Here is a 14,755-nt window from a genome sequence, read left to right as displayed (position 1 = left end):
TTCAAGTATTACAGGTTCTTATATCTAAGAATCCTGTGAGAGACAAACTGATTAAACTTGGTACACTCAATTCTTTTACCTTTACCTTCTAATTCTTTCTTAGGTAAAGTGCCATTTGCTTAGCTTGTCACGAATGAGCCTTAAAACACGAAGTTGCTGGGGTTGTTTAAGCTGTCTGCACTTGTGACGTTGACTGCGAGAAACGATTTGAAGATGTCCTGACCAATAGAACCATCAGCATCAATTTGGACATTGAAGTTGTTGGAATTACTACCTTGGACAATTTTGACAAAACCATCGGCGATCGCATTGCTACCCTTGTAACCGTTCGTCACGAGGCTATCGAGCAACTGTGTAAGAACTATTTTATCCTTGCCAACCTCGAAATCACTAATAACATCGCCTTTATCATTAATGTTGGTGTAGACAAATTTATCATTACCGACACCGCCTGTGAGCAAATCCGCACCTTGTAAACCGATCAGGCGATCGTTATTGGATGTGCCACTGAGAACATCACGCCCTGAAGTACCTGTGAATGTAAATGGTGCAGAGACTCTGGTGCTATTACCTTTCTTAGCACCATATTCAAACGCACCGACATCAGCTTGGCTATCACGAGTAAAACCACGAGCATCAACTGTTGCCCCCCCTGCAACACCAGAATTAATCGCAGGACTACCTGCTAGTAGTGGACGCACTAGTACACCATCAATGTTTTGTAGCTTGCCTAGTTTCGGATCAGCAACTAGAGAATTAGCAGTTACTTTAACAGCCTTTGTGGTTAACGGCCCCGGATATTCAATGTTACCGCCACCATCCTTTAACTGGTACGCAACTTGCTGACCAGTATTTGCCGGATCTGAATTGTTAACGATGATTGAATTAGTAAGTGTTGGTTTTTGCTTACCTACAGCCCAAAAGCCTCCAGCACTTTTTTCGGCGTAGTTATCAGCAATAGTAGAGTTAATAATATTCACTGTGGCATGGGCTGGAGGATTCATCGCTATTGCTCCACCAAGCCCTTTGTCGGTAGTTGCCTTGTTCCCAGATAAGGTAGTGTTTTCGATATTGATCGTCGCATTGTTAGAGGTTGTGTCACCATCTAGCCACAAACCACCACCTTGTCCCTCGACGACGTTATTAGCAATCGTCACATTGCGGATTGTCAGATTACCATTGCCTCTTAGTCCCCCTCCTTGAGCAATACCTCTGTAGTCGGCATAAGCAGTATTACCAATAATTGTGCTGTTTTCGACAATTGCCTGATCTGGATTGTAGATATAGAGATAAAGCCCTCCGCCTACCCCATAGCCAGAATTGCCTTCAAACCAGCTATCACTAATCCTAATTGTGCCACCCACCGTGCTGTCGTTAACCCTAGGCCCGGAGATATTTGCACCATCTGTGAAAATCGCTCCACCTCCACCCTGTGACTTGTTGTTAAGGAAGACTGAATTTTCAACAGTGAGTGAACTTAACGAGATGTAAATTGCTCCACCTGCGTAACCAAGATTGTTAGTGAATTGGCTATTTTTAACAGTTACAGAGCCACCATTGTCAGTGGCGATCGCACCTGCACTAAAGCCATTCTTCTTGATGGTACCGTCGTTGCCATCAAAGGAGCTATTGAGAACTGTGAGATGGCTTTTAAAGCCAACATGAATTCCTCCACCTTGTCCAGCCACATTATTATAAAACTTCACATTGTCCACAGTTAATTTACTGTTGGAACCGACTCTAACTCCACCACCTTTGCCTTCGCTGTATCCATCAGTAATCGTCAAATTTTTCAGGGTAACATCAATCCACACTGCTGTAGAGAATACTTGGCTGCTTTTGTTGCCACTAATAGTTAAATTAGGCGCTCCAGCTCCATCAATTGTTAAATTCTTTTTAACGATCAAGTCTCCGCTGGTAAGAGTAATCTTTTGATCTGCCAGATTCGATACAAATGCGATCGTGTCACCTTTTTGAGCTAGGTTGATTGCATCTCTTAAAGAACCAGCACCGTTATCATTAGTGTTGTTTACGGTAATAATAGACATGGGAAAATTCCTCTTGATATTATGCTTGGTTAATCGTTTCTTGCTATTAAGGGGTTGAGCAAGTTATATCTGCAAAGGTGCTAAGACCTCACGCAGACATCACGTAGGATGTTTGCTCTGGAGTGAGAAAATTTCTAATTGATTGCTGCACAGCAGCTCAAAGTTACAGCAACGTAACATTCGTTGAGTAAGCATTCTCCTTTAAAGGAGCAATGCTTACTTTGTTGCGTAAAACTCATTCAGCAATACTGCGCCAATAAAGCTTTCCCCTGATGGCTTGATTTATTGTTTACTTCATAGCAGCTTCATAGCCATCAATGACAGCGTTGTGCATCTGTGACTACGGTAGACTATGCAACGGTGGAGTTTACGGTTGAGCTTAACAATTGGTAGTTGGATAATTATCAAGTTATTTGATAATTATCTAGCTCACAACCCACTGTCTGTCTTGGGATTGGTGTTCATACGCCCTATCATAAAAACTTCATGAACTAATTGCCGTCAGAGCAAATACAGAAATTAATTACTATTTTTTCGCAAGTTATAATCCACAGGTTCCCTAGTTTTCCCGGAGGTCTTTAAATATCAAACTTTCCGGGACAATACATAAAATGATTCAAATAGTTTTGCCCCCTTTACTCCGTAATTCTGCTCATCTTTACTGTGAAATTCATATATTAGACATTAACAATTTATCTCTGCGTTGGGCTGATTTTCAACTTGTAGATGCGTAGCAAAAAACTCTAGATAGATTACAGGGCAACAACTGTATACGATTGTTTAATGTATAAAATATGGTTGATAAGCTGTTTTCTCTAGCTAAAAACCCCAAAATAGTGTTCTATTCGTGCTATTTATACGTAGTCGTGATGTGGTTAATTGCTAGAAAAAATGTAATTATTTTTAGTAATTTTTTATACTAACTTTTAACACACTACGTAATTTATATTTACTGCTTTTGAATGTGCTAGGCATTAGCACGCTCTATAAAGCGCACGCTAATGCCTAGCACGTCAGAAAAGGCTTATACCATTTCACTTTAAGAATGATACAAATACTTTGGTAGGGACACGGCAATGCCATGCCCCTACGAGAAATCTATATGTATCAAGATTTTCGTGAATTGGTATTACACCACAGGAGCTTCAGAACTTTATCAGACGGATTTTAGATTGACCCCACTAATGAATTCGCAGGCTTGGTATATATCACCAGAGGTGTGAAAACAATTTATAGATGTGGGGTCTAGCTAAGCTTTAGTTCAAACATCAGGTAGTTTATGGCAGCAAAACTCTAACTTAAGATGCCTAGATTGTTGTAAATTTCGATCAGATTACCATCAGGATCGCGAAAATGAGCTGTGCGGATTCCCCAATCTGGCCTATCTTGAGGTGGAGTCACAACTGTTACGTTATTATTTTTAACTTGCTGGTATACTTCATCTACGTTATCTACCGCAAAAATCAAGGCTATTTTGTCTTGATTGATAACGGATGTAGGCTGTGCATGACTTGGGAGTACTTCAGCCATTAATTCTTTTTTAAACAAACCTAGCTTGATGTATCCAGTATTAAATTCAGCGTACCCACTATTTTCATCGCCCCAATCAACATCAAACCTCAGCAGATCCCGGTAAAACAGAAAAGAATCTTTGTAATGGGAGACAAGCAGTCTCAGGTGTGTTAACTGAAGCTTCATATCTCTGTTCCCTTAGTCTACTAACTATGAATTCTCGGTTCTGAGTGCAAAGTTGCTAGCAACTCACTTTCTACAACTGCTAATTCATCAAGCCGTTGCATGACAATCTCACGGTTAAAGTAAGTAGCAGCTAAAACCCAGTATATACCGTAGTGCCGCGCTTCTGATGCCATTAAGCCATGATAAAATTTTGCTAGTTCTGGCTCAGGACAGTGAGCAGCTAATAGTCCTAGACGTTCGTGACTGCGAGCTTCAATTAACCCAGTCATTAGTAAGGAATCTAAAAATCTTTCAGGTTCTTTAGGGCGAACAGTGGCTCTGAAACGCGCACCGTAGGGAGGCGGTGAAAGGGGTGCAAGGGGAATATTCCGGCGTTCTAGCCATTGATTAACTAGTTCAAAATGTTCTAGTTCTTCGCGGGCGATCGCTGTTAGCTCCCGTACCATTTTAGTATTGGAAGGGTAGCGAAACATAAAGTTTAATGCCACGCCTGCTGCTTTGCGTTCACAGTGGGAGTGGTCGAGTAAAATTATGTCTAAGTTAGCGATCGCTTGTTCTACCCAAGCAGAACTGGTGGGTTGTTTAAGGGCGTTGATAGTCGGTAACACAGAACTAAGCACAAAATGATCGAACTCCATAAAATCAATTTAGCTAAGTACCCCAGCAAATTGATTTTAATCGTGGATAAGGATGTTTAGACATTCCCTATAGATATAACTCTAAATTTTTTTACCAGTCTTTACCTAAGAATAGATAGACAATAGTTAAATATTTCCGGCTTTTATTACTGGGTTTTATACATTACTACAGTTCCAAACTGCTGTAAGTGCGAACGGTACGAATGGGATTTGATAAATGTGAATTAATAAATAACCAGGGCGTAGGAAATCACTTATGCTGTTTCACAATTATTACGTTTGATGGGCATCAATCGCATTTGATTACAGGTTATTCCCTATCGCTCTGGTGTCTTTTTGGCGGTAATGTTTCGCCAAAAGTGTAAAAGTAAAGGGCTTTGCTAGCCTATAACAAGTATCATCGTTTTACTGTATCACCGCACACAATTCTGCTATCCAATTATTATGTTTTTTATTATGCTTCAACAGTCACAATTACTAAGTTTATTTCTTCACTATAGTATTTTAGATATAGCAATTAAGTGAAAATTTCCCCCTGTGGGGAAATATCCAAACTAACTACTAAGGCACAATAAACCCGTATTTTTTGAGTACAGCCTTAGCTTGACCACCAGATAAAAACTGTACAAATTCCTTGGCTGCATCGGCATTTTTACTACTTTTGAGTACTGCCAATGGATAAACAATTGGAGAGTGATATTTGTCATCAGCCGTGACTACGACTTTTACCTTGTTGGAAATTCTGGCATCAGTAGCGTAAACTAAGCCTGCATCAGCGTTACCACTTTCTACTGCTGCCAATACTTGACGCACATTATTAGCTAAGACTAATTTGGGCTTGACTTTATCAAAGATGCCCAATTTCTTTAAAACTTGTTCCCCATATTCTCCGGCGGGAACACTTCTAGGTTCTCCGATCGCGATTTTCTTAATCTTGGTATCTGTGAGATTATAAAAGCTGGTGATGCCAACAATATTCTTTGGCACAATCAAAACTAGACGGTTATTTGCTAGGTTGGCACGAGTACCTGGAACTAAGAGTCCTTTTTGCTCCAAGGCATCTACTTGCTTTTTACCAGCAGAAATAAAGATATCTGCTGGTGCACCCTGCTCAATCTGTTGCTGTAAAGCACCAGAAGCCCCAAAGTTATAATTAATGTTGATATTTGGTTTACTTTGTTGATATAGAGGTTTAATTTCTTCCAGTGCTTCTTTCAAGCTAGCAGCAGCTGACACGAGTAGGCTGGTATTTGACTGTGCTACTACAGGTGAGGGAGTAACCCACTGTAAACCAGTTACTAGAAGCAAGCTAGCAACTGCTATGCTAATAAATGCAAAAATTCTTCTTTTCATAAAAAACTGCGCTGACAGAGATTCCTTTTCTAAAATTGACGCTTGGTAGAATCATACCAAGAATACCAACTATTTCCCAACCTAATTGGTAATATTATGCCCAGAAAAGAACAAGGGTGGGTCACATTTCAAACCTCAGATGAGGAGCGGAAGATTCTAGAAGAATTCTGTGAACAGTCTCAGCGAACCAAAACAGAAATTCTCCGGGAACTGGTACGTGGTCTTAATCAGCACTCATCACAGCCCCCATTGATAACAACCAAGCAAAAAGAAAAGGAAAATGCTTACACTCAAAAGCCAGAGATAGAAATTAGTATTCAAAAAAAACCACTAAAAGTTAGCTCCCGCAATATTCTTAAGGGCGTTGTCAAACGAGTTGTGACTGGATCTGTTAATAGCGAGGTCACACTGGAGATTGTTCACAGAGTTGAGCTAACCTCGATTATTACCAAAGTATCAGCAGAAGAGTTGGAGCTGTTCGAAGGACAAGATGCCTATGCAGTCATAAAGTCCAACGATATTGTTATTGCTAGGGAATAAATTCGGTTGAGAGCAAGCAGCAAGGCGTAAAGATATAAAAGTATGAGGGTGTAAAAGAAACTCGCTTGCATAGTGGAAAGGGAAATAGGAAATGCCTCTTTCCCATTTCCTAAGCTATAAACAACCAACCAATAGTTTGCTCCCCCAACCCCTTTAAAAACGCAGGGGTAAAAACCTCTTAAGGTCACCGTGTTCTGCGGACTGCTTCATCAGTAGCCTGCTCTGGGAAACCTTCCTCGAAGTTCAGAGCTTCGCGAGTAATGACCGCTCCAACTTCTCATTGCAGCGCTGAACTTAGTTATTCACTTGCCAGAGGTAAAAATTTTTGCGTTTATGGCGATCGCCTCCCCAAAAAAGTGAAAAATTAATTGGCGATCGCATTTGATCCATTCGGCAAATGTACATTACCAAGTATCAAATTTTACTAAACTTAAATAATAAAGCTGCTATTTATCTATTTATAGCCAGCTAAGTATGATCTTAAAAATAAATTAATTTAAATAAGTTGTTAATCAAAAAGGTAAATTTTTAACCCCGCTTGCCGAAGCGTGAGGCAAATTGAATGCATTTACCTTGAAATTTTCAAAATATGGGTGTAAAGTCTTTTATGTCTACAACCACTGTGCAAAATATACAGCAGTGTACAACTCTTGATATAACTGAGCCTGTATGCATTTGATTTTGAGATACTTGAGATTTTCTACTATATCAAAAGCAGACTAACTGAAAATAATGAGTATAATTGCTAGCAATTTTACGGTTATTTCAAATTGGGTGTAAGTACTGATTTCCGTGTTTTTAGAGCTGGATTAATATTTGTGTAATTGAGAAGTTTCTTGTTAACTTCGAAGCTATTAAATATAAAATTCACCTTTCATCAGATAAATTTATCCTGAGCTAATTATGTAAGAATTTTGTCCGAATAATGTATTAGTAAATCTCAGAAGACTTAAGGAGTAATGACAGTGAATCAGATACAACTAGCTTTAATTATTAGCTATTTATTCATTACAGCCTATTTTTTCAGCAATTGGTTAATATATTCTCTGCGACATCCTACTTCTACTCCGGAAGAAAAATTTTTATCATTTGTGATGTTTTTAATCACAACTATTTTTTGGCCTGTAATGATTCCGATTTCTTGTTTAGAAATTGTAAAAAAAAAGAAGTTGGAATTTAGTACCGTGATTCCTGTTATCTTAGCGATATTTGCTTTTAGTATTTCATACTATTTGACTTATCTACAAGAACATGGATTGTGCTACACAGACTTGCTCTGTCCCTATGCCTCATGATTGAGTTAATTGAAATTTTTGCCTATCTTTTAATTTTCTTGAACCGTACAGGGCTTTTGTTTAGGAACTGATCAACTAATTTATTGCCCTTTTTGAGATTGCATTTATTACAACTTAGGCAGAGATTAAAAACGCGATCGCTTCCCCTTTTTAATTTAGGATAAATATATTCATCCTGAACGCGCATTTATAATCCCGCTTTTCTAAAAGGTATTCGCGCACTGTTTACCCAGCAAGTGTTCCCTACTGAAATCCACCTCCAGTAATTTCTGCATTCTGCATTAACCGAGTGTCAAAGCTAAGTAGGCATCCTTATTTACGTCTGCGGTTATTAAATCAAGGTGCTCCATATTATGTTGCAAGATTACGGTGATTCCTACGCAAATAAGTTCTTGCCAGAAGAGGATGAATCAACAAGTTGAAGTCCCTCACTAAAAGATTGTTGAATTCTGTATTATGAATTCTGCATTCTTCTTCAATTTGTAGTTGAAGAAATAAAGGTGTAAGTGTGTATGGAAAACCCATTGAGAATAGCGACGGGTAAAGACCAGACATTATCAATCTTGGGCTATGGCGATTGATTAATACATTTAATTTTGATTCATTAATCATAGAACCTACGCATTGACACAGAACTGATACTATGCAGACAAGGTTAATTCTTGCGTTAGGTGTGACAAGATAAAGTCACGAGCCACTTGAAGAGATAAATTTCTTTGGATTTCATACCAATTTTCAATTAACTCTTCTGCCCGCATTAATTCTAATTGTGTAAAAGCTCTGATAGCACTAAAAAAATGAGTTTTAATTGCCTCAGTTGTTCTCACCATAAAATGACCGATACCACATACTTGTTTAATAGCTCTGTGGTAACACTCAATTCCCCAATGTATCGAATGTAATTCCTTAAATTCTTTTATAGAGATTGAAAAGAGTGCGTCCTTTTCAGAAAGGTACATAATGTAATATCTGTAAGCTTCTCTTCGAGACGCTACGCGAACGTTTTTGAAACTTCTCCGAAATACCTTCACCTGACCAAAATTTTTCAGATATACTATTAAACCCGATTCGGGGATTTCTAGATTTTGAACTTGAGCGAAATTCTTACCATCAACTGAACATGAACGATTTTTTGCTATGCCAGTTAAAAACCCCAATCCCTTGTCTCTAAAGAACTTTAGGTTTTTCTGGCTCGAATACCAACTGTCAGTAGTTACTGTTTTTGGACTTAATCCCCAAGTCATAACCTCCGCAATCATCTCTCGTAAATAATCATTTTTAGTCTTGTTCTCCTGTTTGTTATAAATGCGATAATTTATCGGTACAGACTTACCTGATAAATCCGTGTAATATAAGGTAATTAACTGAATTCCTTTGACGGCGCGATGATGCCTTCCTGAATAATAGTAACCAATTAATTCTGTTATTTTTGGATCACTATGAGGCTTATCAATTACTGTATCATCTCCGCTTAAAGTACCTCCAATTAAATTGATATTTGCCTTAATTTCTTCAAATAAGTCCTTGGGTTCGTACTGCTCACGTAGCAAAAATCTATTGACGCTATCATGAGACAAATCTTTCATTATTTCTGCCAGACGTGTGCAACCTGGATACTTTGATTCTGCTAGTAGAAACAGAGTATAAGTATTCAGGTCACATTTAGCGGTTGATGGTTTAGTAATTGCTCTGATTGTCCGAACCCTAAACACAGACAGGTAAATTATCTGTTTTTCATGCCTCTATCAGCTAGCGATCGCTGATATTTTTCTACATTCTCTTTATGCACTTTTCGTTCTGTTTGTCAATGCGTAAGTTCTAAATCAATTAAATTAATCTGTAATTTCTTCGCGGCTTATCCTCCCGTACATCCTTACACCCTCGCCTAAATTCCTGAACCATCAAGAAAATCTTCAATCATCCCGTCAGAACTATTATTCTTGCTGTTGTTGGTTTGTTTGCCTTCAACTTCAGCTGGCAATAAACTGGGCTTAGCTCCTAACTGCTCAAACTGTTTCTCTAACGACTTTACCCGTTCAAATAAAGCTCGAATTACTTCTGCTTCCACGTCCCGCAATTTATCATGATCTAGAACATCGGTAGTCAAATTGTTCTGACGCGTTATGCGCCCTGGTATCCCAACTACAGTTGTATTACTTGGCGCATTTCGCAGCACTACCGAACCTGCTCCAATGCGGACGCGATCGCCAATTTGAATATTACCCAAAACTTTCGCACCTGCTCCTACAACTACATGGCTGCCTAAAGTCGGATGGCGCTTGCCGCTTTCTTTACCAGTACCGCCAAGGGTGACACCTTGATAAATCAAGGCGTAATCGCCTACGATTGCTGTCTCACCAATCACTACACCCATACCGTGGTCAATAAAAACTCCCTTACCAATTAATGCTCCAGGATGAATTTCAATCCCAGTTAAAAACCTACTAATATGGGAAATGAAACGCGGTATAAAAGGAATTCCCTTTTTATACAGCCAGTGTGCTAGTCGATGGAAAAGTAAGGCTTGAAATCCTGGATAGCAGAACAATACCTCCAGCCAATTACGGGCAGCTGGATCGCGGTCATAAATGGTTTGTAAATCAGTTAGTAGCATAATTCAGTATTTGCAGGGTAAGGGGAGTTTAATTTGGGCAAGGCTCTGAATACAAAAAAATGATAATTCTCGCAAATGATGAAGTATTCATGAGAATTATGTAAGATAATCTACGGTAAATCGATAGACTTGTAGTGTTTCGTGGTAATAAATGGGATGCTATCACATTCACCACTTTGAAAAAATGAATTTCGCAGAAAACACTATAAATCAATCAATTCACCGTAGTATATTGAGTACAGACTTGAATAGCCAAAACTACGCTCTCCTGGATCTGTCTTCTAAAGTCGAATACGCGCTGCTGGCACTTTTAGAACTGGCAACCCACCACGGGAAAAAAGTTCCTCTGACCATGAGCGAAATTACTGCCAAACAACCCATACCAGAGCGTTATCTGGAACAAATTTTAACCAACCTCAGACGTGCTGGTGTGGTACAGAGTCAACGCGGCTCTAAAGGAGGTTTCGTTTTAGTTCGTGAACCTTGGCAGATTACGTTGCTGGAGATTGTTACATTGGTCGAAGGTGAGCGGAAAGAGAAAGACACCTCTGAACCTCCGACTTTAGAAAGAATTCTGGTTCATGAAATCTGGGAGCAAGCCAATGCTGCCTCAATTGAGGTTTTAAGCCGCTATACACTCCAAGACTTGTGCCAGGAAAGAGAGACTCGCGCCCAGCAGAGTCCGATGTATTACATTTAGTCAAGGAGTACTCATATGGGAATAGCGAAAGATATTACAGAGTTAGTCGGCAAGACTCCCTTAGTTCAATTAAATAAGATTCCCCAAGCATCGGGAGCGGTGGCTCAAATTGTTGTGAAGCTAGAAAGCATGAACCCAGCCGCTTCTGTCAAAGACCGAATTGGCGTAAGCATGGTGGAAGCAGCAGAGCAAGCAGGCTTGATTCATCCCGGAAAAACCGTTTTAGTAGAGCCGACTTCTGGCAATACGGGAATTGCTTTGGCAATGGTGGCAGCCGCGAAGGGTTACCATCTCATTCTAACCATGCCTGATACGATGAGCCAGGAACGACGAGCTATGCTCAGAGCTTATGGCGCTCAACTAGAGTTAACACCAGGAGTAGAAGGGATGCGAGGGGCGATTGGTCGTGCAGAGCAGATTTTAGCTCAAACGCCTAACGCTTATATGTTGCAGCAGTTTCGTAACCCCGCTAACCCCAGAGTTCATGCCCTGACGACGGCAGAAGAAATTTGGCAAGATACCGATGGACGAGTGGATATCCTTGTGGCGGGTGTCGGTACTGGTGGAACGATTACTGGGGTTGCAGAAGTTATTAAACAACGTAAGCCTAGTTTTCAAGCGATCGCAGTTGAACCAAGCAGCAGCCCAGTATTAGCAGGTGGTAAATCAGGGCCTCACAAAATACAGGGTATAGGTGCAGGGTTTATCCCAGCAATTTACCGTGGAGAACTAATAGATGAAGTGATTCAGGTAGACGATGAGGTTGCGATCGCCTACAGCCGTCGTCTAGCAAAAGAAGAAGGATTACTATCGGGCATTTCTGCGGGAGCAGCTTTATATGCTGCTATTCAAGTAGCAAAACGCGAAGAAAATGCAGGTCGTTTGATTGTCATGGTGCAGCCTAGCTACGGCGAACGCTATCTTAGTACCTCACTCTTCAAAGACCAAGAGGAAAGTGAGTGGTTGAGCAAAGTTTGAGTCAAGGGGCAAGGGGCAGGGGAGATAAGGGAAATACCTAACAACTTCCTCACTCCTCACTCCTCGCTCCAATTTCACCCGTGGGTTGATTGTTTTTGACCAAAATCGCTAAACAAAAACAACTAGCCACAAGTTTTATGAGGGTTAAAGCTTCACTTTTTAAAACAATAAAAGCACCTAATCCTATTAGAATAAAAGGTACAAAACTATTACCGTAGCGAGTTAAGAGATCAGCGATCGCTTTTTGATGACTTAGTTTATATGCTACGTAACACCAAACTCCTATGAGGATAAAAAATAAGCCTATAATAATCAAAAAACTTCCTAAGTTACTGCTAGCAAATAATGGTACATAGACACTAATATTGTCGCTACCATTAGCAATAGTTACTGCTGCCACACTATAAGTTTGGGGAGAAAAAAAACTAGCAATATTTGATATTTCAGATTGTTCGGTTCCGGAAACAACTTCTTCGGATGAATCTTCTTCCCAATTCACTAAGCTGTTAATACCTATAATAATTGGGATTATACCAAGTAATCCAATCCAATTTTTTGGTAAGATGAAGCCACCAAATAAACCCGGAAGACTGAGAATTAGCAGGATTGTAAAACCTAAATACTGGCCAGCAACTATGTGCCGGGGGCGAAAGGTAGCATTTATTTGAGAAAAAAATACTAATAAAATGACAATATCATCAATGTTGGTGGCACTGAAAGCAACTACCCCTGTACTAATTGCAGTGATTAAACCGTTCATAGTTTAAAACAAATGTAGACGCACAACGGCTTGTCACAGTCTACCGCATACACGCGAAGTTCTTACCGCCATTCCTCAACAATAAGTAGAGACGCGCCATGACGCGTCTCTACATAAATTCTCGGTTGTGCAAATTCTCTTATCCTAAACGCATTGACCGGGATAAACCCTTTTTGATTACGAATTACGTTAGCGTAGCGTTAGCGAGTCTTGTCTGCGACACGCTATGCGAACGAGCGTCATTACAAATTACTGGAAGTTAATTTGGTATGGTGAGAAATTGTATGTCTTAACTATCCAGTATGAGTAAGCTAGGAACAGCTTTCACGGAAGGAATAATTGCCTTTACCGCTACTAATATTGATGACATTATTATTCTGCTGTTCTTTTTCTCGCAAATTGATGCTAATTTTCGGCGGCGACATATTTTAGTTGGTCAGTACCTGGGTTTCGCGGCTATCATTATTGCTAGCTTACCAGGATTTTTTGGTGGCTTAGTTGTGCAGCGAGAATGGATAGGACTGTTAGGAATATTACCAATAGTCATTGGTATTAAGCAATTAGTAAATCGGGAAGAAGAAACGACAGTAGTTCAGACAGTATCTACTGATTTCAGGGAGCCTTCACCTAAAAACCTGATATTGTCTTTTGTTTTAAGTATTCTGCATCCGCAAACTTATAAAGTTGCAGCGGTAACTATTGCCAATGGTGGGGACAATATCAGTATATACATTCCTTTATTTGCTGGCCATGACCTCGCCAGCTTGGGAGTAATTCTGACTGTATTTTCATTTATGGTAGGAGTTTGGTGTGCGATCGCATATTTCTTAAGCCGCCAACCTACCATTGCTTCTATTTTCAGTCGCTACGGTAAAGCTATTGTACCTTTTGTATTAATCGGCTTGGGTCTGTTTATTATCTATGAAAGAGGTACATTTAGCCTACTGCCTTGGTTCCGAGGCTAACAAATTTTGGGTTTTGCAAAAAGTTGTAAAGAGGAAATGCCATAAAGTAGCGTTGGTTTCCCTCCATAGCAAACTTTTCAAGACGAATTTGGGTTAAAGGATGTTGAATTGCCAATTACCAATCGGTTTACACCGGATATGAAGAGGAAGGGATGTGAATTGCTGCTTACCAATTGGCTTACACTTGATGAACTAATTTCCAGCTCACCATCATTAAAATGGCATAGATAATAAACCGCAGTGGGCGTTGAGGAGCTATTTGGCAGACTTTAGCACCTACTAGTACCCCTGGAACTGAGCCTAACCATATCGGTAGTACCAGACTCCAATCAACTGTTCCTAAACTGAGGTGTCCAAGGGAGGTAAATAGCAATAAAATTGCTGCCTGTGAAATATCTGTACCTACTAACTTACGCGCATCTAGGCGAAAGAAAGCAATAAGCACTAGAGCAAACATTGAACCGGAAGAGACGCTGGTTAGACCAACTAAACAGCCTAAAACAGCCGCTAAAGTAACTGCCAAAAACCGACCGAAATTAGTTGTTAAGTCTAACTTTGGCAGTTCGGGTAAATTAAATTTGGGGAGGAAAGTCAATAGTAATAATTGTACCAGCGCCAACACTGTGACAAGCAGAATCATCGCTCCAATTAAGCGAAGCAAGATGTTATCCAGATTATACTGCCCAGTACGTTTGATAAAGTGCAAAACCCCCACTCCGAATAATGACCCCGGAACACTCCCCAGTACCAGCCACTTAACCACTTCTGTGTCAAGAGTTTTCTGTTGCCAGTGCTTGACGCTGCCAACAACCTTCATCAATGTGGCAGCAACAACATCAGAACTTACTGCAATAGAAGGTGGAACCTGAAAGACAAAAATCAACATTGGGGTAATGAGAGATGCTCCGCCAATTCCCGTCAAACCAACTATAATTCCAACAAAAAAGCTTAGGAGCGGTAGTAATAAATAGTGCATACTCACTATCCAGAAACAGGGTTTTTAAGTACAATCAATTCAAACTGAAACTGGGCGCCAATTCTACTGCTAAAACACAGCAAAGCAGGCTAACTATAGCCCAGTGGTAGACAGAACTAGTGGTGGTCAGTTATTGTGCTTCTTATAAGCATGAAGGCACAAATGTTATTCAGCTAAAAGCTGAGTTAGA

General features: G+C 40.0%; 13 protein-coding genes. 5 read left to right on the top strand and 8 right to left on the bottom strand.

The window, feature by feature from the left end; translation table 11 throughout:
* Positions 1-140 precede the first annotated feature (140 nt).
* From WKK05_RS00910 to modA, 4 genes are all read right to left on the bottom strand, one after another.
* Positions 141-2,048 (bottom strand): choice-of-anchor Q domain-containing protein, encoded by a 1,908-nt coding sequence (locus WKK05_RS00910; protein WP_341527946.1) that lies wholly within the window; start codon positions 2,046-2,048, stop codon positions 141-143.
* 1,293 nt (positions 2,049-3,341) lie between these two features.
* Positions 3,342-3,746: a VOC family protein gene (locus WKK05_RS00905; protein WP_341527945.1), complete on the bottom strand. Its 405-nt coding sequence runs from the start codon at positions 3,744-3,746 to the stop codon at positions 3,342-3,344.
* Positions 3,747-3,766: 20 nt separating this feature from the next.
* Positions 3,767-4,366 (bottom strand): tRNA isopentenyl-2-thiomethyl-A-37 hydroxylase MiaE, encoded by a 600-nt coding sequence (miaE, locus tag WKK05_RS00900; protein ID WP_341527944.1) that lies wholly within the window; start codon positions 4,364-4,366, stop codon positions 3,767-3,769.
* Between the two features lie 579 nt (positions 4,367-4,945).
* Positions 4,946-5,737, bottom strand: coding sequence for a molybdate ABC transporter substrate-binding protein (gene modA / locus WKK05_RS00895; protein ID WP_341527943.1), 792 nt, complete (start codon positions 5,735-5,737; stop codon positions 4,946-4,948).
* A 96-nt stretch (positions 5,738-5,833) separates the two neighbouring features.
* Here modA and WKK05_RS00890 point away from each other — a divergent pair, with 96 nt between their 5' ends.
* Both WKK05_RS00890 and WKK05_RS00885 read left to right on the top strand, forming a co-directional pair.
* The gene (locus WKK05_RS00890) at positions 5,834-6,277 is read left to right on the top strand and encodes a molybdopterin-binding protein (protein ID WP_341527942.1); all 444 of its coding nucleotides are present in this window, start codon (positions 5,834-5,836) and stop codon (positions 6,275-6,277) included.
* Positions 6,278-7,242: 965 nt separating this feature from the next.
* Positions 7,243-7,572, top strand: coding sequence for a hypothetical protein (locus WKK05_RS00885; RefSeq protein ID WP_341527941.1), 330 nt, complete (start codon positions 7,243-7,245; stop codon positions 7,570-7,572).
* Between the two features lie 641 nt (positions 7,573-8,213).
* On the opposite strand, the gene WKK05_RS00880 is transcribed toward WKK05_RS00885, so the two are convergent.
* Both WKK05_RS00880 and cysE read right to left on the bottom strand, forming a co-directional pair.
* The gene (locus WKK05_RS00880) at positions 8,214-9,266 is read right to left on the bottom strand and encodes a transposase (RefSeq protein ID WP_341530987.1); all 1,053 of its coding nucleotides are present in this window, start codon (positions 9,264-9,266) and stop codon (positions 8,214-8,216) included.
* Between the two features lie 191 nt (positions 9,267-9,457).
* Entirely contained in the window at positions 9,458-10,186 is a 729-nt protein-coding gene (gene cysE / locus WKK05_RS00875) for a serine O-acetyltransferase (protein WP_341527940.1), read from the bottom strand.
* Between the two features lie 184 nt (positions 10,187-10,370).
* Between cysE and WKK05_RS00870 the strand changes: the two genes are divergently transcribed.
* Both WKK05_RS00870 and cysK read left to right on the top strand, forming a co-directional pair.
* The gene (locus tag WKK05_RS00870; RefSeq protein WP_341527939.1) at positions 10,371-10,886 is read left to right on the top strand and encodes an Rrf2 family transcriptional regulator; all 516 of its coding nucleotides are present in this window, start codon (positions 10,371-10,373) and stop codon (positions 10,884-10,886) included.
* 15 nt (positions 10,887-10,901) lie between these two features.
* Positions 10,902-11,864: a cysteine synthase A gene (cysK, locus tag WKK05_RS00865; protein ID WP_341527938.1), complete on the top strand. Its 963-nt coding sequence runs from the start codon at positions 10,902-10,904 to the stop codon at positions 11,862-11,864.
* Between the two features lie 49 nt (positions 11,865-11,913).
* On the opposite strand, the gene WKK05_RS00860 is transcribed toward cysK, so the two are convergent.
* Positions 11,914-12,624 (bottom strand): cadmium resistance transporter, encoded by a 711-nt coding sequence (locus tag WKK05_RS00860; protein WP_341527937.1) that lies wholly within the window; start codon positions 12,622-12,624, stop codon positions 11,914-11,916.
* A gap of 302 nt (positions 12,625-12,926) precedes the next feature.
* Here WKK05_RS00860 and WKK05_RS00855 point away from each other — a divergent pair, with 302 nt between their 5' ends.
* Complete coding sequence (locus WKK05_RS00855; RefSeq protein ID WP_341527936.1) at positions 12,927-13,589, top strand: cadmium resistance transporter; 663 nt, start codon at positions 12,927-12,929, stop codon at positions 13,587-13,589.
* 178 nt (positions 13,590-13,767) lie between these two features.
* Here the strand turns inward: WKK05_RS00855 and WKK05_RS00850 are convergent, their stop codons facing one another.
* Entirely contained in the window at positions 13,768-14,565 is a 798-nt protein-coding gene (locus WKK05_RS00850) for a sulfite exporter TauE/SafE family protein (protein WP_341527935.1), read from the bottom strand.
* Positions 14,566-14,755 lie beyond the last annotated feature (190 nt).

The organism is Nostoc sp. UHCC 0302 (genome assembly GCF_038096175.1).
GTDB lineage: Bacteria > Cyanobacteriota > Cyanobacteriia > Cyanobacteriales > Nostocaceae > UHCC-0302.
The sequence above is the reverse complement of the archived record's forward strand: the minus strand, read 5'-3'. Positions and strand labels throughout refer to the sequence as shown.